Raw genomic sequence first — 24,712 nt, 5'->3', positions numbered from 1 at the left:
CTTCGCGAATGTCATAGCGCGCGAGATCGGATCGCGAAACGCTCGTTGCGGTGATGGGCCATGATCGCGGACAAGTCCGCTCGGGGCCTATAGCGCCGCCTCGGTCGCGGGCGGTATGATCGTCTTGCGCCGCGCCGCCCACAGGCACCCTGCCACGATCATCAGCGCGCCGATGATGGTCATCGCCGATACGGTTTCGCCGAACACCCACCAGCCGAGCAGCGACGCCCAGATGAAGGCGGTATATTCGACGGGCAGGAGGTAGCTGGCCTCCGCCCGGGCATAGGCCCAGGACAGCAGCATGATCGAAATGAAGGCGAAGACCGCGCAGACGATCAGGCGCGGCACCTGCGTCTCGTCCGGCAGCACCGTCCACCACGGCGCCGCCGGCGCGTAGATGCCGAGCGCGACGATGTTGAAGAACAAGGCGACTTCGAAGGGATCGGCGACCTGCGACTGGCGCCGCGCGATGATCAGGCTGAAGGCATAGAGCACCGCGCCGATCAGGACGGCGATCGCGCCGCGAAACGCCTCCGGCCCCATATCCGCCCGCGCCTGCCCCACCAGGATCACCAGCACGCCCAGAAATGCGAGCGCCGACGCGGCGATCGCAGACCGATCCACGCGTTCCTTGAGGATGACCGCGGCGAGGTACAAGGCGATCAGCGGCGCGATGAAGCTCAGCGCCACGCCCTGCGCGATCGGCATGCGGGCGAGCCCCCAGAAGAACAGCAGCACCGACAGCCCGGCGGTTAGCCCACGCCAGAAATGCAGGATCAGCACCGGCCGGTCCGGCCAGCGGCGGCGTCCGGCGAAGAATACGACCCCACCGATGATCAGCCCGAAGATCGAGCGCCACAGCATCGCGCTATAGGCGCCCATTTCGATCGACAGCCCCTTCATGAGCGCGTCCATCGCCGAGAACACCGCGATCCCGAGCATGGCGACGGCAAAGGCGGCGGCACCGCCCGCGGGCTTCATTCCCCGGCAAGCCGATCGAGTGCCTCGCCTTCGAGCCGCCAGATTTCCCATCCGGTCGTGCGCCGTCCGCCGATATGGCCGTAGAAGCGCTTGGCGTTGTCGTTCCAGTCGAGCACCGCCCAGTCCATCCGGCCGCAATCGCGCGCCTTGGCTTCCGTCGCCAGCGCCTTGAACAGGGCGAGGCCGGCCCCCGATCCACGCGCGACCTCCTCGACGAACAGATCCTCCAGATAGAGCGTCGGCTTGCCCGTCCAGGTCGAATAGGTGAGGAACCACAAGGCCAGCCCGACGACCTTGCCGTCGATCTCCGCCAGATGCGCCCAGACGCGCGGCACGTCGCCGAACAGCGTCTCGCGCAGCGACGCCACCGTCGCCTTCACCGCGTCGGGCTCGCGCTCGTAATCCGCGAGCGCCTGGACCAGGCGCAATATCTCGGCTTCGTCGCCCGGGCGGGCGGTGCGGATGGCGAGCGTCATTCCGCGGCCACCGGCGTGTCGATGCTTTCGGCTTCGATCTCGGCCGCCTTGGCCTCGACCAGCCTGACGATATGTTCGATCATGTCGGCGTCCTGGACGTGATGGTCGGTAACGCCGGACAGATAGACCATATGCTTGCCATTGCCACCGCCGGTGATGCCGATATCGGTCTCGCGCGCTTCGCCGGGGCCGTTGACGACGCAACCGAGCACCGAAAGCGACAATGGCGTGTTGATATGCTTGAGCCGCTCCTCGAGCGCCTGGACGGTGCGGATCACGTCGAAGCCCTGGCGTGCACAGCTGGGACACGAGACGACACGGACGCCGCGCGTGCGGATGCCGAGCGATTTCAGGATTTCGTAGCCGACGCGCACTTCTTCCTCGGGCTCGGCCGATAGCGAGACCCGGATCGTGTCGCCGATACCGGCCCAGAGCAGATTGCCGATGCCGATCGCCGACTTGACGGTGCCGCCGATCAGCCCGCCTGCCTCGGTGATGCCCAGGTGCAGCGGGCAATCCACCGCTTCGGCAAGCCCCATATAGGCGGAGACGGCGAGGAAAACGTCCGACGCCTTCACCGCCACCTTGAATTCGTGGAAGTCGCGATCCTGGAGCAGCTTGATATGGTCGAGCGCGCTTTCGACCAGCGCCTCCGGGCAGGGCTCGCCATATTTCTCGAGCAGGTCACGCTCCAGGCTGCCGGCATTGACGCCGATGCGGATCGCGCAGCCATTGGCGCGCGCGGCATTGACCACTTCGTTCACGCGATCGGCGCTGCCGATATTGCCCGGATTGATGCGCAGGCATGCAGCACCGGCATCGGCCGCCTCCAACGCGCGCTTATAGTGGAAATGGATGTCGGCGACGATCGGCACGCGCGCCGCACGGACGATCTCCTTAAGCGCCGCGGTCGACTCGACGTCGGGACAGGAGACACGGATGATGTCGACGCCCGCCTCCTCGCAACGGCGGATCTGGTCGATCGTCGCCTTCGCATCGCTGGTCAGCGTGTTGGTCATCGTTTGTACGGTGACCGGCGCATCGCCGCCGACGGGAACATTGCCGACCATGATCTGGCGGGATTGGCGGCGCGCGATATCGCGCCAGGGACGGACCGACATGTTTTACTCTTCAGTTAGGAGGCAATGCCCTATAGCGCGCTTGAATGACGACCGGTAGTGAAGTTCCTGTGCAGCCAAGCGTTCCCGTACCCAGGCATTATGGTCTGGACTGGCTACGAATCGGCGCGTTCCTGCTGCTGATGTTCTATCATGCCGGCATGGTCTTCGTGACCGGGGACTGGATCGTGAAGACGGCGCAGCCGATCCAGTGGCTCGCCTATCCGATGCTGTTCGTCACGCCCTGGCGGCTGACGGTGCTGTTCATCGTCTCGGGCTATGCCGCGCGTGCGCTGCTCGGCAAACTGAAGACCACCGGCCTGTTCGCACGCGAGCGGACCAAAAGGCTGATCATCCCGCTGCTGTTCGCGATGGCGGTGATCATTCCGCCGCAAAGCTGGGTCAATCTGCGCTTCAACCACGGCTACACCCGGAGTTTCAGCCATTTCATGACGAACGACTGGCTGATCTTCGGCCAATATGACCATGTCACCCTGCCGGGCTGGGAACATCTCTGGTTCGTTTTCTATCTGTGGCTCTTCACCATGGCCCTGACCGCCGGCCTGATCCTGTTGCGCGCGGAGACCCGCGCCAGGATCGCCGGCATGTTCGAATCGCTCGGCACGGGATATCGCCTGCTCTGGGTGCCGCTGGTCTATTTCGTCCCCGTGCGCGTCGCGATCACATTCACCACCGGCGAATCGCACGGCCTGTTCGACGACTGGCTGACCGACCTCATCCATTTTCCGGCCTTCCTGTTCGGTTTCGGTCTCGCCGGCACGGCCAAGCTCTGGCCCGCGATCCGCCGGGTCTGGCGCCCGGCGCTCATCCTCGCGCTTGCGAGCTTCGTGGTGCTCGTGGCGGTCGAGATCGCCTATCCGGGCAAGATGACGCCGCCGCACGGAACGATGGCCGCGAACCGTGCGGCGCTGGCCTGCATGATGTGGGGCATGGCGCTGGTCATGCTGCACGCCGCAACCGCCTTGCTCAATCACGACCATCGCTGGCGCGCGACGCTCAGCGTCGCGATCTTCCCCTTCTACATCATCCACCAGACCGCAATCGTCCTGATCGCCTGGTGGCTGCTCCCGCTCGCCCTCACGCCCCTGGCCGAAGCGGCGATCATCGTCACCGGCACGACCGCGAGCTGCGTCCTGTTCTATACGCTGGGTGGCCGGCTGGCCTGGCTGCGTCCGCTGATCGGACTGGGGCGGGTTCCCAAGGCATCGTAACGCCATCGGCGGAAACGCGTAGCGCTTCCGCCGATGGCGATCAGGCTCTTAGAATTTAATCCACCTGTGTCGCGCGCCTAGATTGTCATTCCCGCGAAAGCGGGAATCCAGCTTTTCCGTGAAGCATCAGAAAGAAGAAGAAGCGGGATTCCCGTTTTCGCGGGAATGACAAGATGAGTTGATCCAGTTGGATCGGGCTCCAGGCAACAAATCATTACAATCACGATCGGATCGCGAAACGACAGGCGGCAATAGCGAGGGAGAAAAGGTGATCCCTCGTGCAGCATCCGTCCCGTTCCATCGCCCGCCATATGCGGCGCTTCTGCCTTGGCATGGCGGCTGCGCCGTTGCTGTTCGCCGCGGCGCCGGCACTGGCGGGGCCGGCATGTGAAACCGGCACATGGCATGGTTTCGACATCGATCGCGACCGCTATATCCGTGTGCCGGTCACGATCGCCGGGGTCGATTTTTCGGCCGTCGTCGACAGCGGCGCCACGCGCAGCGTGATCGATCGCGCCGCTGCCGAGCGGCTGGGCCTGTCCCTGCAGCCGGGCTATGTCGCCCAGGGCCTGACAGGAAACATGGCGGGCCAGATGAGCGCCGCGACGCCCGTTCGGATCGGCGACGTCACGCTGCCGCTGGCGATGGGCGTGCTCGATCTCGGCGAGGTATCAAGGGCTGCGGCGCGCCCGATCGACCTGGTGCTTGGACGCGAGATATTCGCGCATGGCGTGGTCGATATCGATTTCGGCGAAAACCGCGTCCGCTTCGGCAGCGATCGTTGCGGCGCGCAAGGCCGCGACACGGTGACACTGAAGCTGGGAACGAAACAGGGCCTCTATACCGTCGCCGCCACCGTGGAGGATCGGGGAGAGGCGGACTTTCTGCTCGATCTCGGCAGTGCCGTGTCGATCTACCTGTCACCGGCCTATGCGCTGAAATCGAAACTGCTCGACGGGAAACGGGTATCGACCGGCATGACCGTCGGCATGGAGGGGGTGGATTTCAGCCTGCTCTCGACGCTCGACACCCTCGATTTCGCGGGTGTCGCGATGAAGGATGTTCCCGTCGCGGTGCCCGAGCGCTGGAACCAGCAGGTCGCCGGGGTCATCGGACTGCCGGTGCTTGCCCGATTTCGCGTGCAGATCGACGCGGCGCGCGGCGAAATCCGCCTGACCCCTCGCCGCGACGCCGGGCGGACGCCCTTCCCGCGCGATCGATCGGGCCTCAGCACATATCGGGAGGGCGGCCATCTGCGCATATTGCACGTCGCCCGCGCGAGCCCAGCCGAACGCGCCGGCCTTCGCGTCAACGACCGGATCGTCGCGATCGACGGCGTCGACCTGCCCAAAGCCTATCCGCCGGGCACGACGCCGATCGGCCGCAGGCCCGCCGGCACCGTCATCACGCTCCGGACGACCGAAGGCCGCGACCATGCGATCACGCTGGAGGATTATTATTAGAGAGGGCCCCGAGGGGCGCTTCGACCCCGATCGCTTCGGCATGAAAGGCCGTGCGTGAACCGTCCGGCCGGAAGCGATCGGGATCCGGAGGGTGGGATCTCCCTCCTGCGTCCGGCGCGCACGGCCTCTCGCAACGGCAATGCGGTGCCATGTCGCGCCGGAGCCGGGCACGCTAAAGCCCGATCATTGGTGGTCCTTGTCCGGTTTGTAAGGAAATGCGTCTGCGCCGGTGCCACCCCGGCACGGCGCTCAATCGGATCGGCCGGCCTGCGGCAGGCGGATTTCGGCACGAAGCCCCCCGCCCTCACGATTGGCCAGCAGCAACACCCCCTGCTCGCGTTCGACGGCGCGCGCGACGATCGCAAGCCCCAGCCCAAGCCCCCGCGTGTTGCGACGCCGCGCCGTATCGAGCCGGATAAAGGGCCTCAGCACCTCCTGCATAAGATGCTCGGGAATGCCCGGGCCGTCGTCATCGACCCGGATCACCACCGAATCCGCGTCCTGCAGGAGCGAGAGTTCGACACGCTTGCCATAGTGCAGCGCATTTTCGACAAGGTTGGACAGGGCGCGACGCATCGCCGTCGGCCGCACCGCCATGTCCAGATGGGCCGGGCCGGTATAATCGGCCAGATGCCCCTGATCGACCATCTCGTCGACGATCGTCGCGGCCATCACCGCGATATCGGTGGGCATGACGGCTTCCGGATCCTTCTCGCCGCCGAGATAGGCCAGCAGCGACGTCACCATCGCGCCCATTTCCGTCACGTCGCCGGCAATCGAATCGCGCAACTCGTCATCGTCGATCCCGTCGATGCGCAGTTGAAGCCGCGCGATCGGGGTCCTGAGATCGTGGCCGACCGCGGCAAGCGTCTCGGTCCGGTCGTCGATCAGGCGCTGGATGCGCCGCTGCATCTCGTTGAATGCGCGGATGAGATGGCGCACCTCGACGGTGCCGGCTTCCTCCAGCGCGATCTGTTCGCCCAGTCCGATCCGCTCGGTGGCGCTTGCGAGGCGTCGCAACGGCGTGAGCGTACGACGGATGAGCAGGCCGCCGACGACCAGCAGCGCCACCGCCGGAATCAGCGCAAGACCCACGCGCCCCGCAGTCAGCGCCCAGCCGCCCGGGGCATCCTTCATGCTGAAATACAGCCAGCTGCCGTCGGACAGGCGGAGACCGCCGGTGACGATCGACTGGCGGCCGAGCGAGATCAGCCGGATGCGCAGATCCGTGCGCTCCAGCGACGGCTCCCATGCCAGGATCTGCCCGCGCATCCGTTCGAGCTGCGGCGCGAGTCGCTGCGGCGGCGGCAGCGTCGGCGACCAGTGCACATCGTAGCGATCGGTGGTGAGCTGCGCCGCCATCGCTTCGCGCTCCCGCCAGGAACGCTCCACGACGAGCTTGCGCGATATGACGAGATGCTCCGCCAGGCGGCGCGCTTCGTCCTCCTTCAGCGACAAATGGCTGGCGCGCTCATAGACGATCATGCCCACCGCGAATTCGATGGTGACGGCCATCAGCAGAATCGCGAAGATCCGTCCGACCAGATCGAGCGAGCCGCGGAAATGGCGCATCAGGCGCGGCTGACCTCGGCATTGAACATATAGCCGATTCCCCGCACCGTCGTGATCGGCGCCGGCCCGACGCCGGTGGCCAGCTTGCGGCGCAATCGGCTGACCAGCACGTCGATGCTGCGATCGGACGAATCGCCGAGGCGTGTTCGCGACAATTCGATCAGCCGCTCGCGCGCGATCACGCGCTGGGGATGGCTCAGAAAACTGCCGAGAAGATCGAATTCGGCGCCGGTCAGCTCGACCACCGCCCCGTTCGGCGAGCGCAGTTCGCGGCGCGGGAAGTTCACCGACCAACCGTCGAAATGCGCTTCGCTTTCCCGGAAATCGCCGGGCTGACGCTCGCTCCCCACCCGCCGAAGCACGGCCCGGATACGCGCGATCAGTTCGCGCGTGCCGAACGGCTTGGCAAGATAGTCGTCCGCGCCGAGTTCGAGGCCGATCACCCGGTCCGCCTCGCTGCCACGGGCGCTGATGAAGATGATCGGCACTTCGCTCTTGCGCCGGATCTGCCGGCATAGGTCGATTCCGTCGGTGCCCGGCAACATGATGTCGAGCAGCACGAGATCGACCGGCCCACCCTCGAACGCGACCCACATCTCCGCGGCCGACGATGTCGGGCGGACCTGATAGCCATGCTCCTGAAGCGCGCGGGCGGTCAGCATCCGCAGTGGCGGATCATCCTCGACGATGACGATCGATGGCGCGGTCATGGTGCGGGGTACGAATACAAAGAAAAAATCATGTCCGCGCGAACTAGGTAGCGACCCGGGGAAGGTCAACCGCAGGACCGCGCGTCTCATGGCGCCCATCGGGGCGGAAATGTTTTGTCACGCTCGGGAAACCATGCCGAGACGCAGCAACACTTTCTTACCGCAACGGCATGGAGGGGCAATTTCGGCGGACTAGGTCGCCCCCTGGTTCAAACCGGCCGCAGCACTGGCCATAGCCACGGATCGCATTGTCACGATGAACGCCTCGCACCGCCGCCTCCTCCTTCTCGCAATATTGCTGCCCGCAAGCGTCGCCGCGCAGGCCGCGACCGATCGGCGCCTGGCGGCCATGACGCCCGAGAGTTTTCGCGCGGCTGCATCGACCGATGACGATCCGCTGGAATTCGACGCCATCATTTCCACCGAGCGCGGCTATCGACGGGGCAAGCCCGCGAAAGGCACGATCGACAGCGATGCCTATCTGCGCGCGGTGATCGACAAGCGCTCCGGCGTCGCACGCTACGAAGTCTGGCAGGACATCCGCTATTTCGGACCGCGTCGCAGCTATGGCACCGTCCATTATGCGGCCGGTGCCGGAATCGAACGGATGCCGCTCGCCATCGCCCGTCACGGCGCCGACCTGTGCCCGAACGCGGAAACCAACGGCGAATGCGTCCTCACCAAGACCATGGCCTTCCCCATCGACACGGCGTTGCTGCGCGACGTGGCGGAGCGCTATCGCGCCGGTGACGCGGATGGCTGGCGGTTCAAGCTGAAGGACGAGACCGGCAGCGACGTCGTCGGCACGATCATGCCCGCCGAAGCGGCGGGGCTGCTGATGGCCGTCGACGACTATCAGGCGCAGCGCACCTCCGGCCGCGCCGACTGACCGGCCGTTTCATCCGACACAGATTGCGCGGACAGACAGTGACAAAGCAATTGCTGGCGACCCTGGCCACGGCCTCGCTGTTCGGCCTTCATGCGCCGGGCGCAAAGGCCCAATCGCTTTCCGCCGACGAAGCGCAGTCGCTGCGCGACGAAGTCGCGTCGTTGAAAGCGCGGCTGGACATGCTCGAACGCCGCCTGGGCGCAAGCGAAGCCACCGCGCCCGAACCGCCCCGGACGGCATCGGCCTCGCCGGCGGCGAGCGGTGAATCCCAGGCACCCGCGACCACGATCCAATGGCGGGGTTCCCCGCAATTCATATCCGGCGATCAACGCTTCAAGGCGAAGGGCCGACTGCAGGTCGACGCCGGCTATGTTTCGCGGCCGCCGGGCTCCCGCGATCGCGCCTTCGGCTTCTCCAGCGAATTCCGCCGGATCAGGCTGGGTGGCGAGGGGCAATTGGGTGCCGGGATCGGTTACAAGCTCGAACTCGAACTGTCCGACAACAGCGTCGATCTCGTCGATGCGTTCGTGACCTATGAAACCGGCCCACTGACCCTGTCGCTCGGCAACCAGAACCAGTTTCAATCGCTCGACGAACTGATCGGCGACACCAGCGGCTCGTTCATGGAACGCGCGGCCTTCACCGATGCGTTCAATTTCGAACGTCGGCTGGGATTGGCCGCAAGCTATCAGAAGGGCGGCTGGCTCGCACAGGCCGGCATCTTCACCGACGATCCCGCAGCACTTGCCAATGACAGTGACGGGCCGTCGGGCGGTGACGAGAATAACGGCTTCGGCATCGACGGGCGGATCGTCCATGCGCGCAAGATCGGCAGCGTCCTGCTCCATCTCGGCGCATCCGCGCATTGGCGCGCACTCAACCGGACCGCCGAGCAACCCACGCGGTATCGGCAGCGGCCCTATCTCCATGCCAACAACACCAGGATCCTCGCCACGCCAGCACTCGCGGTGACGAACGAGCTCCATTATGGCGGTGAAATCGCCGCGGTGCGGGATCGATGGCATTTCGCCGCAGAGGCGCATTGGCTCAAGGCGATGCGCGTCGGCCAGCCGGACCCCATTTTTTTCGGCGGCTATGTCGAACTCGGCTATTTCCTGACGCGCGGCGACAGTCGAGTGCATAAAAATGGCATCTTCGACCGCAGCCCGCCAAAATCCTCCCTGGGCGACGGTGGAATTGGATCCGTCCAGCTGAATATCAGATATGATTATCTCGATCTGATCGACAATATGATCGACGGCGGCAATCAGAAAGCACTTCTTTTCGGCCTGATATGGACGCCGATCAACTATTTTCGCCTGAACGTGAATTACGGCCGTATCCGATATCGAACCCCAACTTTCGACGATTACACTGGCGACATCACTGGTATGCGTATGGAGCTGGATTTTTGATCGAACCACCCGATTATTGCGAAATGATGACGATCACACCGTCGCATTTGTAAGCGAATATGTCCGCTTCATGACATCTTGTTGCCGTGCAGTGCGGACTATTGTGCATCGCAGCGGACGATATAATTCATCCACCACCGCGACTATGCAAAGGTAATTTCTGAATATGCCGACCATATTCGATCGCTGGAAAGCGGATCTACCCGCATCTATCGTCGTTGCGCTTGTCGCACTGCCGCTCTGCCTTGGCGTTGCACTCGCATCGGGCGCTCCGCTATTCTCCGGAATCATCGCAGGCATCGTCGGCGGCATCGTCGTCGGCGCACTTTCGAAATCGCCGCTTTCGGTCAGCGGCCCGGCCGCGGGCCTGACCGTCATCGTCCTGTCGGCGATCGAGCGCATGCCGAGTTTCGAAGCGTTCCTGCTTGCCGTCGTGCTCGCCGGCCTGCTCCAGATCATCCTGGGCCTGACGCGATCGGGCGTATTGGCCGAATTCGTGCCCTCCTCGGTGATCACCGGCATGCTCGCCGCGATCGGCCTGATCCTGATCCTCAAGCAGCTGCCGCACGCCTTCGGCTATGACGGCACCTATGAGGGCAGCTTCGAATTCATGCAGGCCGACGGGCTCAACACCTTCAGCACGATCGTCCATTCGCTGACGAGCAGCGTCCACCCGGGCGCCATCCTGATCGCGGCGATCAGCCTGGTCTTCCTGTTCTGGTGGGACGACGCAAAGCCGACCGAGGGACCGCTGCGCTACCTGCCCGGCCCGCTCGTCGTCGTGCTGATCGGCATCCTCGGAAATGCCTTGCTCAGCATGACGATGCCGACGCTCAAGATCGATATCACCCATCTCGTGAAGGTGCCGGTCGCCGAAGACCTGCCGGCGTTCCTCTCGCTGTTCAGCTTCCCGGACTTCTCTGCGATCAGCAATCCGACGACCTGGACGATCGCCATCACGCTGGCGATCGTCGCGAGCCTCGAATCGCTGCTCAGCGTGAAGGCCGTCGACGAACTCGACCCCCAGCGCCGGACCACCGACAAGAATCGCGAGCTGATCGCGCAGGGCGGCGGCAACCTGATCTCCGGCCTGATCGGCGGCATCCCCGTCACCTCCGTGATCGTCCGCTCGTCGGCGAATGTCGAGGCCAAGGCCGAAAGCAAGGCATCGACGATCATGCACGGCACCTGGTTGCTGCTCAGCGTGCTGCTGATCCCGACATTGCTCAACCTCATCCCGCTGTCCGCGCTCGCCGCGATCCTGATCGCGACCGGCTACAAGCTGGCCAAGCCCAAGCTGTTCTTCCAGCGTTACCAGCAGGGCTGGACGCAGTTCGTTCCGTTCGTGGTGACGGTGGTGGCGATCCTGTTCACCGATCTGCTGATGGGTATCGGCATCGGCCTGGCCGTCGGCTTCGTCTTCGTGCTCGGCCGCAACATGCGGCCCGCCATCACCTTTGCCTGCGACGGCAAGGATTGCCTGATCCGGGCGCGCCGCAACCTCTATTTCATGCACAAATACGAGCTGCAGCGCGAATTGGGGCGCGTGCCCGACGGCGCCAACGTCCTGATCGACCTGTCGTCGACCAACTATGTCGATCTCGACAATGTCGAAATCATCAATGCCTTCATCAAGGGCGCACGATTCCGCGAAATCTCGGTGATCGTCCGCGGCGATATCGCCGAGAACACCGCGCCGCTGATCAACGCGCCGCTCACCAGGGTGCAATACGCATGAGACAGTACAAACAGCTCCTTCTCGCCAACAAGGCGTGGTCGTCCGAGATGATCGAGGAACATCCGGAATTCTTCAGCCGGCAGGTTGCCGGCCAGAGCCCGGATTTCCTCTGGATCGGCTGTTCGGACAGCCGGGTGAGCCCCGAACAGATGACGATGACCCAGCCCGGCGGCATGTTCATGCACCGCAACATCGCCAATCTGGTCGACGAGAACGACCTGAACCTGATGTCGGTCATCCAATATGCGGTCTCGGTGCTCCGGGTCAGCCACATCATCGTCTGCGGCCATTATGGCTGCGGCGGCATCGCTGCGGCGCTGAATGGCGGAACGCAGGGCCCCGTGCACGAATGGCTCGCCAATCCGCGTACGACCCGCGATCTCCACCAGGGTGAGATCGCGTGCATCGATGCGCATGGAGACAAGGTCGATCGGCTGGTCGAACTCAACGTCGTCGACCAGTTGGAGCGGCTTTCGCGCACCGAGACCGTGCGGGATGCCTTCGCGACGGGCCAGCCGCTCAAGCTGCATGGCTGGGTCTATAATCTGCGCGACGGATTGATCCGGACGCTGGCGGAGATCGATGCGCAGACTGCCGGCCGACGCGAGCTGGAGTCCGCCGAAGCGGCCTGAGTCCGAAAGCATAGGCGCGGCGTCAGGGCACTGGCGTCGCGCCCGTCGCTGCTGGTACAGCGTCGGCGATGACTCGCCTCCTCGCCTTCTTCGCCGCGCTGTTCCTGCTCGCTCCAGCCCCGGCCCAGGCCTGGTGGGAATATGGCCATGAGACGGTCGGCGCGATCGCCTATCGCAACGTGACGCCCAAGGCGCGCGCGGCGATCGACGCGCTGCTGCGGCAGGGGCGCCTGCTGGAGACGCCGACCTGCCCGGTCCGCACGATCGAATTGGCAAGCTATTGGCCGGATTGCGTCAAGGAGCTCGGCCTGCGTTTCTCCTACGCCTATTCCTGGCATTATCAGAATGTCGATATCTGCAAGCCCTTCGACCTGAAGGCCGCGTGCAAGGACGGCAATTGCGTCTCCGCGCAGGTCGACCGCAATCTGAAGCTGCTCAAGGACAAGTCGGTACCGGTGCGTGAGCGGGTCATGGCGCTCGCCTTCCTCGTCCATTTCGTCGGCGATCTCCACATGCCGCTCCATGCCGGCGACAAGAGCGACCTGGGCGGCAACCGCGCACGCGCGGCCTATGGCGATTATGTCACCGAGCGGCTCAATCTCCATGCGATCTGGGATGGCCTGCTCGCCGAGCGCGCGATCTCGACGCCGCCGCCGCTCGTGCGCCGCTATTCGGCGGAGGAACGCGCGACGATGGGCGCCGGCTCGACCGAGGACTGGAGCCGCGAAAGCTGGCAGGTCGCGCGCGACACCGTCTATGCCAGCGCCTATGGCGGCGATCCCTGTGCCGGCCAGCCGCCCGAGCGCGCAAAACTGTCGAACGAGACGATCGCGAAACTGATCGAGCCGCTGCGCCTCCAGGTAGAGCGCGGCGGGCTGAGGCTGGCGCGGCTGCTTGACGAGGCCCTGGGCTAACGGCGCCCCAACGATCGCATCGTCATTGCTCGCCCAGCTTACTTACCCCCGCGGCCGCGCCTGCGGATAAGTGCCCAGCACGCGGACCCATTTGGTGTGGAAGGCCAGCTCCTCGAGCGCGCGCCTGACCGCCGGATCGTCGGGTGACCCTTCGATGTCGGTGAAGAACTCGGTCGCGGCGAAGCTGCCGCCGCGCTGATAGCTTTCCAGCTTGGTCATGTTGACGCCGTTGGTCGCGAAACCGCCCATCGCCTTGTAGAGCGCGGCTGGAACATTCTTCACCTCGAAGATGAAAGTGGTCATCAGCTTGCCTTCGGGTGGCGTCGCCGGCGCTTCGCGCGCGAGCACGACGAAGCGGGTGACATTGTCTTCCGAATCGGCAAGCCCCTCCGCCAGCGTTTCCAGTCCGTAGATTCCGGCCGCGAGCGGCGGCGCCAGCGCGGCTACCCCCTTGTCGTTCATTTCGACGACCAGCGCCGCGGCGCCGGCGGTATCGGCATAGGGCACCGGCGTGATCCCGCGCGCGCGCAGCCAGCGGCGGCATTGGCCAAGTGCCTGGGGATGGCTCACCGCATCCCTGATCCCCTCGATCGGCCCGAGCCCCATCAGGCTGTAGCGGATCGGCAGGAAATGCTCGCCGGTGATCACCAGCCCGGATTCGGGGAGCAGGAAATGCATGTCGGCGACGCGCCCGTGCAGCGAATTCTCGATCGGAATCAGCGCGCGATCGGCCTGCCCCTCCTTCACCGCATCGATCGCATCCTCGAAACTGAAGCAGGGCAGCGCCAGCGCATCGGAAAATGCCTGCTCCACCGCGATATGCGAATTGGCGCCCGGCGCGCCCTGAAAAGCGACGGCGCGGGCCGGTTCGCGGGCGGCGGCCTCGAGCATCGCGCTGACGATCGGGCGTGCGGGTGCGGGATATTTTTCCATGATAGGCCGAGGCGCTTACGCACGAAGCGGATTCGGCACAAGCCGCGCTTGCGATGCTCGACACTGGCTCTTAAAGGGAGCGCCATTCGAATGCGGGACGAATTAGAGGGATTCTGATGGACGACAGGTTCAACACGATCGCAGGCTGGACCTTGTTCGCGGGGATCGTGGCACTGGGCGCTTCGATCGCCAGCGGTATGTACTTCCATGCGGAAGCACCTGAAAAGCCCGGCTACGAGGTCGCGGACGCCGATCCGGCCGGCGGTGGCGGCGCTGCCGCTGCGGTCGATATCGCCACTTTGCTGCCGGCTGCGGACGCCGCCAAGGGCGCGGAAGTGTTCAAGAAATGCGCCGCGTGCCACACGGTCAACCAGGGCGGCGCCAACGGCATCGGCCCCAATCTCTATGGCACCATGGGTGAAGAGATCGGCCATGGCAAAGCGGGCTTCGCTTTCTCCGACGCACTGAAGGGCGTGGGCGGCAACTGGGATTTCCAGAAGATGGACGCCTGGCTTTCCAGCCCGCGCAAGTTCGCACCGGGCACCAAGATGACCTTTGCCGGCCTGTCGAAGCCTGAGGATCGCGCGAATCTGCTCGTCTATCTGAACGCGCAGGGTTCGAACCTGCCGCTGCCGGCAGCGGCGGCTGCTGCACCTGCCGCCGGCGATGCGGCTCCGGCCGCCAACGCCGCTGCGCCGGCTGGAAATGCCGCGGAAGCAGCGCCGGCCGCCAACGCCGCGGCGCCCGCCGCGCATTGATCCGCGTCGAACCGCTCGCCGGCCCTGCGCTCGGCGAGCGGATCGACGATCTGGCGGCGCTCCGCATCGCGGTATTCCGCGCCTTTCCCTATCTCTATGATGGGGATATCGGCTATGAACGCGGCTATCTGACCGCCTATGCCGACAGTCCGGGCGCGATCGTGATCGGGGCGTTCGACGGCGACCGACTGGTCGGCGCGGCCACCGCCGCGCCGATGGAGGATCATGCCGCCGAATTCGCCGCGCCGTTCGAAGCGCACGGCCACGATCTCTCCACCATCCTCTATTTCGGCGAATCGGTGCTGTTGCCCGATTATCGCGGCCATGGCCTCGGCCATGCCTTCTTCGACGGTCGCGAAGCGCATGCCCGCGCGCTCGGCCGTCGCCACGCGACCTTCTGTGCGGTGATGCGCCCGGCCGATCATCCCGCCCGCCCGGCCGACTATTCCCCGCTCGACGGCTTCTGGCGCAAGCGCGGCTATGAACGGCTCGACGGCATCACCACCGGCTTCTCATGGAAGGATGTCGGCGACCCGGCCGAAACCGAGAAGCCGATGCAATTCTGGATGAGAACGCTGAGCTGAAACTGGCTGGCGCGAGTTGGATCGTCATTGCGAGCGCAGCGAAGCAATCCAGAATGCTCGGGCCGCTGGATTGCTTCGCTTCGGTCCAAAGGATCGAAGTTTATCCTGAGCGCCTGCCTTGGCAGGCAGTCGAAGGGCTCGCAATGACGCGTGTTTCGGAATGAACGGATCCGACGCCGGTTGTCAGGCTGATGCCGACTCCGCGTAGAAATCCTGAACGATCGCCCAGGCTTCCTCCGCCGTCTCGACATAATGGAACAGGTTCAGGTCGCGTGCGGAGATCACGCCCTCTTCCACCAGCGCCTCGAAATTCACCACCCGTTCCCAGAACTCCCGCCCGAACAGCAGCACCGGAATCGGCTTGATCTTGCCCGTCTGGATCAACGTCAGCAGTTCGAAGGTCTCGTCGAACGTGCCGAAGCCGCCCGGGAACACCGCAAGCGCGCGAGCGCGCAGCAGGAAATGCATCTTCCTGAGCGCGAAATAGTGGAACTGGAAGCTCAGCGACGGCGTGACATAGGGATTGGGCGCCTGTTCATGGGGCAGGACGATGTTGAGTCCGACCGTTTCGGCGCCGACGTCCGCCGCACCGCGATTCGCGGCTTCCATGATCGACGGGCCGCCGCCCGAACAGACGACGAAGTGGCGCCACCCTTCGGTGTCGCGCGGGCTCTGGCTGGCGATGCGCGCGAGTTCACGGGCAACGTCGTAATATTTGGATTTGGCGATCAGCCGCTCGGCGATGCGCCGGCTCGGCTCGTCGGTCGCGATATCGAGCAGCGCCGCCGCCTTTTCGGGCTCGGGAATGCGCGCCGACCCGTAGAAGACGAACATCGATGCGATCTTCGCTTCGTCGAGCAGCAGCTCGGGCTTGAGCAGCTCGAGCTGGAAACGCACCGGACGCAAATCCTCGCGCAGCAGGAAGTCGGTATCCTGAAAGGCGAGACGATAGGCGGGATGCTCGGTCTGCGGGGTCGAAACCCCCTGCTTGGCCTTTTCTGCGTCCTGCTTGGCTTGCGGGAAAACCCGGCTGGGTACGATCTTGTCAGTCATCAAGGGCGTTTAGCGGCCTTTGACGGATAGCCCAAGCCCTCACCGGCAGAACGGCCCGCGCCCCATGTCGAGATGGAAATGATCGTAATGCGCCGCATTGTAATCGGGGCTGAGCACGGTCGCGAATCGCTTGCACGCCGAATCGTGGATCGTCTTCAGAAAGGCGCGCTCGCTGCTCGTCCCTTCCTTCCAGCCGCCGCGCACCGCGATGCGGCGGCCGTCGTCGAGCACGAAGGCGGCGACATCGACGGCATTGCTGTGCGCGTGTTCGGACAGCCGCCCGGTCGCGGCGCCGTTGACGTTGCGGCAGCTATAGGTGCCCATCGTCTCGATCTTCACCACTTCGGCGCCCAGGATCTGGCGCGCCGCGGGCCGCACGCCATAGCGCGCCCAGGCCGCGAAAGTCTTCGCCAGCGGGCAGGTCATCGCACCGAGATTGGTGACGGGCGTGCCGATATCGAGCAGCTTCACGCTGCCCAGTGACGAGCAGCCGCCATCGAACTGTTGATTGGGCAAGGCGCTATACTGGACCGACGCGGCGCCCAGATCGGCCATGCATTGCCGGGTCGATACGTCGTCGGCAAAACGCATCGGAACCGGTTTCTGCGCGAGGGGGCGCTTGCCCGGCGCGGCCCTTCGGCCATCCGGCGCACCGACACAGGCGGCCAGCGCCATGATGGCGAGAAGCGGCCCGGCCAGAAAAAACCGATCTCTACGCAGCAAAACCATGGCTTAATCCTAGGGCAGTGATGGTTAACAACATCCTAAGAGGCGATTTCGGGAACTCATTGCTTGACAGGCGCGGGCGCGACTTTAAGGGCGGCGGCGGGCCACGCTGTCCCAACGCAGCGCGTGCTCTCTGAAAGGAGAGACTGACATGACGAATACACTGCCCGTGCGCGATGCGCACGATTCTGCGACGACTCGCCCCGCCACCAAGCCGGCGCGCCCCCACTTTTCCTCCGGTCCCTGCGCCAAGCCTCCCGGCTGGTCGCCCGAACGCCTTGCGACCGGTTCGCTCGGTCGCTCGCACCGGTCCAAGATCGGCAAGGCCCGGCTGCAATATTCCATCGATCTGATGCGCGAGATGCTCGCGCTGCCCGACACGCACCGCATCGGCATCGTCCCCGGTTCCGACACCGGCGCGTTCGAAATGGCGATGTGGACCATGCTCGGCGCCCGCCCCGTCACTGCGCTCGCATGGGAGAGCTTCGGTGAAGGTTGGGTCACCGATGCCGTCAAGCAGCTCAAGATCGATCCCACCGTGCTGCGCGCCGATTACGGCCATATCCCCGATCTGACGCAGATCGACTGGAGCAACGACGTGCTGTTCACCTGGAACGGCACCACCTCCGGCGCGCGCGTGCCCAATGGCGACTGGATCCCCGAGACACGCGAAGGCCTGACCTTCGCCGACGCGACCAGCGCGGTCTTCGCCTACGACATTCCGTGGGACAAGATCGATGTCGCCACCTTCTCGTGGCAGAAGGTGCTGGGCGGCGAAGGCGCGCATGGCGTGCTGATCCTCGGCCCCCGCGCGGTCGAGCGGCTGGAGAGCTACACCCCCTCCTGGCCGCTGCCCAAGGTGTTCCGCCTGGTTTCCAAGGGCGCGCTGGCCGAAGGCGTGTTCAAGGGCGAGACGATCAACACGCCGTCGATGCTCGCCGTCGAGGATGCGATCTTCGCGCTCGAATGGGCGAAGTCGGTCGGCGGGCTCACTGGCCTGATCGGTCGTGCCAATGCCAATGCGGCGGCGCTCGACAGGATCGTCGCGGACCGCGACTGGCTGGGTCATCTCGCTCCCGATCCGGCGACACGCTCGACCACCAGCGTCTGCCTGACGGTCGAGGGTGCGGACGAAGCGATGATCAAGAAGTTCGCGTCGCTGCTCGAAGCCGAAGATGCGGCCTACGACATCGCCGGCTATCGCGATGCACCGGCGGGACTGCGCATCTGGTGCGGCGCCACCGTCGACACCGCCGATGTCGAAGCGCTCGGCCCCTGGCTCGACTGGGCCTATGCGACCGTAAAGGCCGCCTGACTCCCATTTACGTCATCCCGGCGAAGGCCGGGATCTCCCTTCTTTTCGCCCGAATATGCAAAAGAACCGGGGATTCCCGCTGCGGCCGGGATGACGAAAACCAGAAAGGTTTTCACCATGCCCAAAGTCCTTATTTCCGACAAAATGGATCCCCAGGCCGCCGCGATCTTCCGCGAGCGTGGCGTCGAAGTCGATGAGATCACCGGCAAGACCAAGGAAGAGCTGATCGCGATCATCGGCCAGTATGACGGCCTCGCGATCCGTTCCGCCACCAAGGTCACCAAGGAGATCCTGGACGCCGCGACCAATTTGAAGGTCGTCGGCCGCGCCGGCATCGGCGTCGACAATGTCGACATCCCCGCCGCCTCGGCCAAGGGCGTGGTGGTGATGAACACGCCGTTCGGCAATTCGATCACCACCGCCGAACACGCCATCGCGCTGATGTTCGCGCTCGCCCGCCAGCTTCCCGAGGCCGACACCTCCACCCAGGCGGGCAAGTGGGAAAAGAACCGCTTCATGGGCGTCGAGCTCACCAACAAGACGCTGGGCCTGATCGGCGCCGGCAATATCGGCTCGATCGTCGCCGACCGCGCGCGCGGGCTGAAGATGAAGGTGGCCGCCTATGACCCCTTCCTCACCCCCGAGCGCGCCGTGGAACTGGGCATCGAGAAAGTGACGCTGGACGAACTGCTCGCCCGCGCCGACTTCATCACGCTGCACACCCCGCTGACCGATCAGACGCGCAACATCCTGTCGGCCGAGAACATCGCCAAGACCAAGAAGGGCGTGCGCATCATCAACTGCGCGCGCGGCGGACTGGTCGACGAAGCGGCATTGAAGGCCGCGCTCGATTCGGGCCATGTCGGCGGCGCCGCGCTCGACGTCTTCGTGGAGGAGCCTGCCACGGCGAGCCCGTTGTTCGGCACGCCCAACTTCATCTCGACCCCGCATCTCGGCGCGTCGACCAGCGAAGCGCAGGTCAATGTCGCGCTGCAGGTCGCCGAGCAGATGGCCGATTATCTGGTCAATGGCGGCATCACCAACGCGCTCAACGTCCCCTCGCTCTCCGCCGAGGAAGCGCCGCAGCTGCGCCCCTATATGGCGCTCGCCGAAAAGCTCGGCTCGCTGGTCGGCCAGCTCGAGGGCGACAAGATCAAGGGCGTCGCGGTCGAGGTCGAGGGCGCCGCGGCGGAGCTCAATCCCAAGCCGATCACCGCCGCCGTGCTGTCGGGCCTGATGCGCGCCTATTCGGACACGGTGAACATGGTCAACGCACCCCATCTGGCGCGCGAACGCGGGCTGGACGTGCGCGAGGTGCGCCACGATCGCGAGGGCGATTATCACACGCTGCTGCGCGTCACGGTCTCGACCGACGCGGGCGAGCGCTCGGTCGCGGGAACTTTGTTCTCCAACGCCGAACCGCGGCTCGTCGAACTGCACGGCATCAAGGTCGAGGCCGATCTCGACGGCGAGATGCTCTATGTCGTCAATCAGGACGCGCCCGGTTTCATCGGCCGCATCGGATCGGCGCTGGGTGAAGCGGAGATCAACATCGCCACTTTCCATCTCGGCCGTCGCGCCGCGGGCCCGGGCGGTGAAGCCGCGCTGCTGCTCTCGGTCGATTCGCCGGTGCCCGAGCCGGTGCTGTGGGCGGTCTGCAACCTGCCGGGCGTCAAGCGGGTGAAGGCGCTCAAATTCTGATAAGACGCCTCTGCCCGTTCGGCGGAGGTTCCATTGATCGTCCAGTCCATCGCTCTTCTGGCCGCCGCGCTCTTCACCGGCGCGGCGGCCTATATCACGCTCGTCGAGCAGCCGGTGCGGCTGACGCTGCCGCCCGCCGCGATGCTCGATCAATGGCGCATGAGCTATGATCGCGCCGCCCCGCTCCAGGCCGGGCTTGCGATCGTCTCCGGCGCTGCGGCGATCTGGGCCTGGTGGATCGGCGGCGGTCCGGGCTGGCTGACCGGCGCCCTGCTGATCCTCGCCAACTGGCCCTTTACCTTCATCGCGATCATGCCGACCAACAATCGGTTGAAAAAACTGTCCGACCCGGGCAACGCGCAGCCGCTCATCCGGCAATGGGGGCGGCTTCATGCCGGCCGCACGGCGCTGGGTATTGCCGCAACATTTGTGTTCATCCGCCAATTCGTCTGAGGGGACCGCATGACCCTGCTGCCCGGACTGCTTCCCGAAGGATATCGCGACCGACTGCCGCCCGAGGCGGACGCATCGGCGCGACTGGTGCGTTGCGTGCTCGATACCGCGACCGGCTATGGCTATGAGCGCGTCTCGCCGCCGCTCGCCGAGTTCGAGGACGGGCTGCGCGCCGGACTGAAGACGACAAGCGCACAGGATCTGCTGCGCTTCGTCGATCCCGTCTCGCAACGGACCATGGCGATCCGTCCGGACATCACCACCCAGGTCGGCCGAATCGCCGCGACCCGCATGGCGCACCACCCGCGCCCGCTGCGGCTCAGCTATGGCGGGCCGGTGCTCAGGCTGAAGGCGACGCAATTGCGCCCCGAGCGTGAGATGATGCAGGTCGGCGCCGAACTGGTCGGGCTCGACACCGTCGCCGCCGCGCTCGAGATCGTCAGCGTCGCGGTCGAGGCACTGACGCGCGCGGGCGTGACCGGGCTCACCATCGATTTCACCCTGCCCGATCTGGTCGACCATCTCGCCGCCGGCCCATTGCCGCTCGATGCCGCCGAGGCGTCGGAGGTTCGCGCGCTGCTCGATGCCAAGGATGCGGGCGGCCTCGTGGCGCGGGGCGCCGACGCCTTCCTGCCGCTGGTCGAAGCTGCCGGCACCTTCGATGCCGCGATCGCGCGGCTCCGCGCCTTCGATACGGCCGGCACGCTCGGATCGCGCCTCGACGGGCTGGAGCGGATCGCGGCGGCCGTGCGCGGCAAGGTCGCGATCACGCTCGATCCCACCGAGCGCCACGGCTTCGAATATCAGAACTGGTTCGGCTTCTCGCTGTTCGCCGAGGGCGTCAGCGGCGAGATCGGGCGCGGCGGATCCTATACCATCGTCCATCCCGACGGACGCGAGGAACCGGCGATCGGCTTTTCGCTCTATTGCGATCCGCTGGTCGATGCCGGCCTGGCGACGGAGGCGCGTCGCCGCCTGTTCGTGCCCTTCGGCGCCGATCCGGCCGAGGCGGCGCGCCTGCGCGAGGCCGGCTGGGTGACGGTGGCCGCACTGACCGAGGACGACAGCCCGGCGGCGCAGATCTGTTCGCATATCCTGCACGACGGAGCGCCCCACCCGCTGTGATCGCTTGACCTTCGGCCCCGCCGAAGGCAGAGGGGCCGCCGAACGCGGGCAGCGCCCGCATTAATCGCATCCGGTCGCCGAGTCCTGTCGAAGGGCGTCCCGGATCCGCTCGGCAGGCGGAGACTCGTACACATGGCAAATGTCGCAGTAATCGGCGCCCAATGGGGCGACGAGGGCAAGGGCAAGATCGTCGACTGGCTCGCGGAGCGCGCCGACATGGTCGTCCGTTTCCAGGGCGGCCACAATGCCGGCCATACCCTGGTCATCGGTGAGAATGTCTACAAGCTCTCGCTGCTCCCGTCCGGCATCGTGCGCGGTACGCCCAGCGTGATCGGCAACGGCGTGGTGCTCGACCCCTGGGCGCTCAAGGCCGAGGTCGAGAAGCTGACCGGACAGGGCGTCAAGGTGACGCCCGAAACGCTGCACATCGCCGACAATTGCGCGCTCATCCTCCCCTTTCACCGCGATCTCGACGCGCTGCGCGAGGATGCGAGCGGCGCCGGCAAGATCGGCACGACCCGGCGCGGCATCGGCCCCGCCTATGAGGACAAGGTCGGTCGCCGCGCGATCCGCGTCTGCGACCTCGCGCATCTCGACGAACTCGGCCCGCAGCTCGACCGCCTGACCGCGCATCACGACGCGTTGCGCGCCGGTTTCGGCGAGCCGCCGGTCGATCGCGAGGCATTGCTGAGCGAATTGCGCGAGATCGCCGATTTCGTGCTGTCCTTCGCCAAGCCGGTCTGGCTGATGCTCAACGAAGCGCGCAAGCGTGGCCGCCGCATCCTGTTCGAAGGCGCGCAGGGCGTGCTGCTCGACGTCGATCATGGCACCTATCCTTTCGTCACCTCGTCCAACACCATCGCGGGCGCCGCGGCGGGCGGATCGGGCCTCGGCCCCAGCGCGGTCGGCTTCGTGCTCGGCATCGCCAAGGCCTATACGACGCGCGTCGGCTCCGGCCCCTTCCCCACCGAACAGGAAAACGAGATCGGTGAGCGTCTGGGCACGCGCGGTCACGAATTCGGCACGGTCACCGGCCGCAAGCGCCGCTGTGGCTGGTTCGACGCCGTTCTCGTGCGCCAGTCGGTCGCGGTGTCGGGCGTCACCGGCATCGCGCTGACCAAGCTCGACGTGCTCGACGGCTTCGACGAGATCGCGATCTGCACCGGATACCGGCTGCGCGGACAGGTGATCGATCATTATCCGAGCAATGCCGCGGATCAGGCATCGGTCGAGCCGATCTACGAGACGATGGACGGCTGGCACGAATCGACCGCCGGCGCGCGGAGCTGGGCACAGCTTCCCGCACAGGCGATCAAATATATCCGCCGCATCGAGGAACTGATCCAGTGCCCGGTCGCGCTGGTTTCGACCAGCCCCGAGCGCGAGGACACCATCCTCGTCCGCGACCCCTTCTCCGACTGATCAGGTCTCCCCGGATGCCGACGCATCCGGGGACAGCTTCGCGCAATCTTCATGTGCGATCATGCCGCGACCCGGCGAGTCACGCTCATCGGGTTGCGGCGCAAGGGGAACCGAGGCCCGCACGGCTTGTTTGGCGTGCGATGCGGTGTACCACCCTGCGATGACCACGCGCGAAGCCACCGGACTCCTTCCCCGATCGCACGGCGCGCAAGCCCGCGAGATCGTGACCTCGCTCTCCGACCGGGCGCACATCCTGTTCTTCGGCGCGATCGGCTGGCCCTGGCTGTTGCGTAGCCTGTCGGGCGGGCGGCTCGACGACAAGATCGCGCTGCTCGATCGGCTGGAGCTGCCGCATGATTCCCTACCCAATCTGGGAAGCTGGAAGGCCGATACCGCGCTGCTCGGCCTGATCGTCGATCATATCGAGCGCGCCCGCCCCGCGACCGTCGTCGAGCTGGGCGCGGGCGCATCGTCGTTCGTCACCGCCCGCGCTCTCCAGCGCCATGGCGGCGGCCGCCTCGTCAGCTTCGACCAGCATGAGGATTTCATCGAAGCGACGCGCGGCTGGCTCGCCGAATATGGGCTGGAGGCCGATATGCGCGGCGCGGCGCTGGTCCCGGCGCCGGGCGACTGGCCGGGCTATTGGTACGATATCGCCGCATTGCCCGATCGCATCGACATGCTGGTGATCGACGGCCCGCCCTGGGCGATCCATCCCTATGTGCGCGGCGCCGCCGAATGCCTGTTCCACCGGATCGCGCCGGGCGGCGTCGTGCTGCTCGACGACGGCGCCCGTCCGGGCGAACGGATCGTGCTCCAGCGCTGGCGCAAGCGCTGGCCCGATTTCGAATTCCGGCTGGACCTGAGCGGTACCAAGGGTACGGTGATCGGCATCAGACGGGGGTAGAAGATGGGCCTTGAGATCGCGCTGTTCTACGGATCCTATCGCAGCGGCCGTCTCGGCATCCGCCTGGCCGATTATCTCACGCGCCGCTTCGCCGCGCGCGGACATGCCGCCACGCTGGTCGATGCCAGGGCCGAAGCCTTTCCGATGCTCGACCGGATTTACAAGGAATATCCCGCCGGCGAAGCGCCCGAGGCGCTGGAACGCGTCGCGGGCGTGATCCGCCGCGCCGATGCCTTTGTCTTCGTCGCGGGCGAATATAATCAGGGCGTCCAGCCGGGCCTCAAGAATCTGACCGACCATTTCCTCGAGGAATGGTTCTGGCGGCCCTCGGCGATCGCCTGCTATTCGGCGGGCATCTTCGGCGGCGTCCGCGCGATGATGAATTGGCGCGTGTCGCTGGCGGAAATGGGCATGCCGACCGTGTCCGAGATCCTGCCGGTCGGCCGCATCCACCAGACGCTCGATGCCGATGGCGAACCCGTCGGCGAGGGCGGCGGGCGGCTGGAACGCAATTTCCCGAAATTCGCGGCCGATCTGGAATGGTGGGCGGAGGCGGCAAAGGCACAAAAGGCGATCAAGGCCCCGCCATACTGAA

At 65.6% G+C, this 24,712-nt stretch carries 24 protein-coding genes; 16 read left to right on the top strand and 8 right to left on the bottom strand.

From position 1 onward, the window contains the following. Positions 1–87 precede the first annotated feature (87 nt). Genes AC3WN8_RS00330 through ispG form a run of 3 tightly spaced genes read right to left on the bottom strand, consistent with a single transcriptional unit; the run spans position 88 to position 2,578 of the window. Complete coding sequence (locus AC3WN8_RS00330) at positions 88–981, bottom strand: DMT family transporter (protein WP_492667366.1); 894 nt, start codon at positions 979–981, stop codon at positions 88–90. Continuing rightward, complete coding sequence (locus AC3WN8_RS00325) at positions 978–1,457, bottom strand: GNAT family N-acetyltransferase (protein ID WP_492667365.1); 480 nt, start codon at positions 1,455–1,457, stop codon at positions 978–980. The genes AC3WN8_RS00330 and AC3WN8_RS00325 overlap by 4 nt, the downstream gene beginning before the upstream one ends. Further along, positions 1,454–2,578, bottom strand: a complete 1,125-nt coding sequence (gene ispG / locus AC3WN8_RS00320; RefSeq protein WP_492667364.1) for a flavodoxin-dependent (E)-4-hydroxy-3-methylbut-2-enyl-diphosphate synthase — start codon at positions 2,576–2,578, stop codon at positions 1,454–1,456. The genes AC3WN8_RS00325 and ispG overlap by 4 nt, the downstream gene beginning before the upstream one ends. 44 nt (positions 2,579–2,622) lie before the next feature. Between ispG and AC3WN8_RS00315 the strand changes: the two genes are divergently transcribed. Beyond that, the gene (locus AC3WN8_RS00315) at positions 2,623–3,807 is read left to right on the top strand and encodes an acyltransferase family protein (protein WP_492667363.1); all 1,185 of its coding nucleotides are present in this window, start codon (positions 2,623–2,625) and stop codon (positions 3,805–3,807) included. Between the two features lie 278 nt (positions 3,808–4,085). Next, the gene (locus tag AC3WN8_RS00310; protein WP_492667362.1) at positions 4,086–5,270 is read left to right on the top strand and encodes an aspartyl protease family protein; all 1,185 of its coding nucleotides are present in this window, start codon (positions 4,086–4,088) and stop codon (positions 5,268–5,270) included. 249 nt (positions 5,271–5,519) lie between these two features. Here AC3WN8_RS00310 and AC3WN8_RS00305 read toward each other — a convergent pair whose 3' ends face one another. Both AC3WN8_RS00305 and AC3WN8_RS00300 read right to left on the bottom strand, forming a co-directional pair. Beyond that, complete coding sequence (locus AC3WN8_RS00305; RefSeq protein ID WP_492667361.1) at positions 5,520–6,842, bottom strand: ATP-binding protein; 1,323 nt, start codon at positions 6,840–6,842, stop codon at positions 5,520–5,522. Continuing rightward, the gene (locus AC3WN8_RS00300) at positions 6,842–7,552 is read right to left on the bottom strand and encodes a response regulator transcription factor (RefSeq protein ID WP_492667360.1); all 711 of its coding nucleotides are present in this window, start codon (positions 7,550–7,552) and stop codon (positions 6,842–6,844) included. The genes AC3WN8_RS00305 and AC3WN8_RS00300 overlap by 1 nt, the downstream gene beginning before the upstream one ends. Before the next feature lie 256 nt (positions 7,553–7,808). On the opposite strand from AC3WN8_RS00300, the gene AC3WN8_RS00295 reads away from it, so the two are divergent. From AC3WN8_RS00295 to AC3WN8_RS00275, 5 genes are all read left to right on the top strand, one after another. Then, positions 7,809–8,441 (top strand): hypothetical protein, encoded by a 633-nt coding sequence (locus AC3WN8_RS00295; protein ID WP_492667359.1) that lies wholly within the window; start codon positions 7,809–7,811, stop codon positions 8,439–8,441. 38 nt (positions 8,442–8,479) lie between these two features. Next, a complete protein-coding gene (locus AC3WN8_RS00290; protein ID WP_492667358.1) occupies positions 8,480–9,856 on the top strand; it encodes an OprO/OprP family phosphate-selective porin in 1,377 nt (458 codons plus the stop codon). 166 nt (positions 9,857–10,022) lie between these two features. After that, positions 10,023–11,594: a SulP family inorganic anion transporter gene (locus AC3WN8_RS00285; RefSeq protein ID WP_492667357.1), complete on the top strand. Its 1,572-nt coding sequence runs from the start codon at positions 10,023–10,025 to the stop codon at positions 11,592–11,594. Further along, positions 11,591–12,226: a carbonic anhydrase gene (locus tag AC3WN8_RS00280; protein WP_492667356.1), complete on the top strand. Its 636-nt coding sequence runs from the start codon at positions 11,591–11,593 to the stop codon at positions 12,224–12,226. Before AC3WN8_RS00285 ends, AC3WN8_RS00280 begins: the two co-directional genes overlap by 4 nt. A 68-nt stretch (positions 12,227–12,294) precedes the next feature. Beyond that, positions 12,295–13,140: a S1/P1 nuclease gene (locus AC3WN8_RS00275; RefSeq protein WP_492667355.1), complete on the top strand. Its 846-nt coding sequence runs from the start codon at positions 12,295–12,297 to the stop codon at positions 13,138–13,140. A gap of 42 nt (positions 13,141–13,182) precedes the next feature. Here AC3WN8_RS00275 and AC3WN8_RS00270 read toward each other — a convergent pair whose 3' ends face one another. Beyond that, positions 13,183–14,073: a prephenate dehydratase gene (locus AC3WN8_RS00270; protein ID WP_492667354.1), complete on the bottom strand. Its 891-nt coding sequence runs from the start codon at positions 14,071–14,073 to the stop codon at positions 13,183–13,185. Between the two features lie 116 nt (positions 14,074–14,189). Here AC3WN8_RS00270 and AC3WN8_RS00265 point away from each other — a divergent pair, with 116 nt between their 5' ends. Together AC3WN8_RS00265 and AC3WN8_RS00260 are read left to right on the top strand one after the other, a co-directional pair. Then, positions 14,190–14,831 carry a c-type cytochrome gene (locus AC3WN8_RS00265; RefSeq protein WP_492667353.1) on the top strand — a complete coding sequence of 214 codons (642 nt, stop codon included), beginning with the start codon at positions 14,190–14,192 and terminating at the stop codon, positions 14,829–14,831. Further along, positions 14,828–15,415, top strand: a complete 588-nt coding sequence (locus tag AC3WN8_RS00260) for a GNAT family N-acetyltransferase (protein ID WP_492667352.1) — start codon at positions 14,828–14,830, stop codon at positions 15,413–15,415. Before AC3WN8_RS00265 ends, AC3WN8_RS00260 begins: the two co-directional genes overlap by 4 nt. 183 nt (positions 15,416–15,598) lie before the next feature. On the opposite strand, the gene AC3WN8_RS00255 is transcribed toward AC3WN8_RS00260, so the two are convergent. Continuing rightward, on the bottom strand, positions 15,599–16,468 hold the full coding sequence (locus AC3WN8_RS00255; protein ID WP_492667351.1) for an LOG family protein: 870 nt from the start codon (positions 16,466–16,468) through the stop codon (positions 15,599–15,601). Between the two features lie 39 nt (positions 16,469–16,507). After that, positions 16,508–17,197: an extensin-like domain-containing protein gene (locus AC3WN8_RS00250; RefSeq protein WP_492667350.1), complete on the bottom strand. Its 690-nt coding sequence runs from the start codon at positions 17,195–17,197 to the stop codon at positions 16,508–16,510. 148 nt (positions 17,198–17,345) lie between these two features. On the opposite strand from AC3WN8_RS00250, the gene AC3WN8_RS00245 reads away from it, so the two are divergent. The 7 genes from AC3WN8_RS00245 to AC3WN8_RS00215 all read left to right on the top strand — a co-directional run bounded on the left by AC3WN8_RS00245 (position 17,346) and on the right by AC3WN8_RS00215 (position 24,711). Beyond that, a complete protein-coding gene (locus tag AC3WN8_RS00245) occupies positions 17,346–18,509 on the top strand; it encodes a phosphoserine transaminase (protein ID WP_492667349.1) in 1,164 nt (387 codons plus the stop codon). A 117-nt stretch (positions 18,510–18,626) separates the two neighbouring features. Beyond that, complete coding sequence (serA, locus tag AC3WN8_RS00240; RefSeq protein WP_492667348.1) at positions 18,627–20,210, top strand: phosphoglycerate dehydrogenase; 1,584 nt, start codon at positions 18,627–18,629, stop codon at positions 20,208–20,210. Between the two features lie 33 nt (positions 20,211–20,243). Next, positions 20,244–20,663, top strand: a complete 420-nt coding sequence (locus AC3WN8_RS00235; protein WP_492667347.1) for an anthrone oxygenase family protein — start codon at positions 20,244–20,246, stop codon at positions 20,661–20,663. 9 nt (positions 20,664–20,672) lie between these two features. Beyond that, positions 20,673–21,788 (top strand): ATP phosphoribosyltransferase regulatory subunit, encoded by a 1,116-nt coding sequence (locus tag AC3WN8_RS00230; RefSeq protein WP_492667346.1) that lies wholly within the window; start codon positions 20,673–20,675, stop codon positions 21,786–21,788. A 132-nt stretch (positions 21,789–21,920) separates the two neighbouring features. Then, a complete protein-coding gene (locus AC3WN8_RS00225; RefSeq protein WP_492667345.1) occupies positions 21,921–23,210 on the top strand; it encodes an adenylosuccinate synthase in 1,290 nt (429 codons plus the stop codon). Positions 23,211–23,370: 160 nt separating this feature from the next. Further along, complete coding sequence (locus tag AC3WN8_RS00220) at positions 23,371–24,117, top strand: class I SAM-dependent methyltransferase (protein WP_492667344.1); 747 nt, start codon at positions 23,371–23,373, stop codon at positions 24,115–24,117. 3 nt (positions 24,118–24,120) lie between these two features. Beyond that, positions 24,121–24,711 carry an NADPH-dependent FMN reductase gene (locus tag AC3WN8_RS00215; protein ID WP_492667343.1) on the top strand — a complete coding sequence of 197 codons (591 nt, stop codon included), beginning with the start codon at positions 24,121–24,123 and terminating at the stop codon, positions 24,709–24,711. Position 24,712 lies beyond the last annotated feature (1 nt).

This window comes from Sphingobium sp. FW305-3-2-15-F-TSA7, from assembly GCF_058787155.1.
This window is presented reverse-complemented; position numbering and strand designations above follow the sequence as displayed.

Excerpts from the sequence above, each read along its gene's own strand:
- AC3WN8_RS00230 (WP_492667346.1), top strand. The coding sequence starts at position 20,673 with ATGACCCTGCTGCCCGGACTGCTTCCCGAAGGATATCGCGACCGACTG.
- AC3WN8_RS00295 (WP_492667359.1), top strand. The coding sequence starts at position 7,809 with ATGAACGCCTCGCACCGCCGCCTCCTCCTTCTCGCAATATTGCTGCCC.
- AC3WN8_RS00315 (WP_492667363.1), top strand. The coding sequence starts at position 2,623 with ATGACGACCGGTAGTGAAGTTCCTGTGCAGCCAAGCGTTCCCGTACCC.
- AC3WN8_RS00275 (WP_492667355.1), top strand. The coding sequence starts at position 12,295 with ATGACTCGCCTCCTCGCCTTCTTCGCCGCGCTGTTCCTGCTCGCTCCA.
- AC3WN8_RS00250 (WP_492667350.1), bottom strand. The coding sequence starts at position 17,197 with ATGGTTTTGCTGCGTAGAGATCGGTTTTTTCTGGCCGGGCCGCTTCTC.
- AC3WN8_RS00245 (WP_492667349.1), top strand. The coding sequence starts at position 17,346 with ATGACGAATACACTGCCCGTGCGCGATGCGCACGATTCTGCGACGACT.
- AC3WN8_RS00265 (WP_492667353.1), top strand. The coding sequence starts at position 14,190 with ATGGACGACAGGTTCAACACGATCGCAGGCTGGACCTTGTTCGCGGGG.
- AC3WN8_RS00300 (WP_492667360.1), bottom strand. The coding sequence starts at position 7,552 with ATGACCGCGCCATCGATCGTCATCGTCGAGGATGATCCGCCACTGCGG.
- AC3WN8_RS00220 (WP_492667344.1), top strand. The coding sequence starts at position 23,371 with ATGACCACGCGCGAAGCCACCGGACTCCTTCCCCGATCGCACGGCGCG.
- AC3WN8_RS00215 (WP_492667343.1), top strand. The coding sequence starts at position 24,121 with ATGGGCCTTGAGATCGCGCTGTTCTACGGATCCTATCGCAGCGGCCGT.
- AC3WN8_RS00305 (WP_492667361.1), bottom strand. The coding sequence starts at position 6,842 with ATGCGCCATTTCCGCGGCTCGCTCGATCTGGTCGGACGGATCTTCGCG.
- serA (WP_492667348.1), top strand. The coding sequence starts at position 18,627 with ATGCCCAAAGTCCTTATTTCCGACAAAATGGATCCCCAGGCCGCCGCG.
- AC3WN8_RS00225 (WP_492667345.1), top strand. The coding sequence starts at position 21,921 with ATGGCAAATGTCGCAGTAATCGGCGCCCAATGGGGCGACGAGGGCAAG.
- AC3WN8_RS00330 (WP_492667366.1), bottom strand. The coding sequence starts at position 981 with ATGAAGCCCGCGGGCGGTGCCGCCGCCTTTGCCGTCGCCATGCTCGGG.
- AC3WN8_RS00280 (WP_492667356.1), top strand. The coding sequence starts at position 11,591 with ATGAGACAGTACAAACAGCTCCTTCTCGCCAACAAGGCGTGGTCGTCC.
- AC3WN8_RS00325 (WP_492667365.1), bottom strand. The coding sequence starts at position 1,457 with ATGACGCTCGCCATCCGCACCGCCCGCCCGGGCGACGAAGCCGAGATA.
- ispG (WP_492667364.1), bottom strand. The coding sequence starts at position 2,578 with ATGTCGGTCCGTCCCTGGCGCGATATCGCGCGCCGCCAATCCCGCCAG.
- AC3WN8_RS00285 (WP_492667357.1), top strand. The coding sequence starts at position 10,023 with ATGCCGACCATATTCGATCGCTGGAAAGCGGATCTACCCGCATCTATC.
- AC3WN8_RS00270 (WP_492667354.1), bottom strand. The coding sequence starts at position 14,073 with ATGGAAAAATATCCCGCACCCGCACGCCCGATCGTCAGCGCGATGCTC.
- AC3WN8_RS00255 (WP_492667351.1), bottom strand. The coding sequence starts at position 16,468 with ATGACTGACAAGATCGTACCCAGCCGGGTTTTCCCGCAAGCCAAGCAG.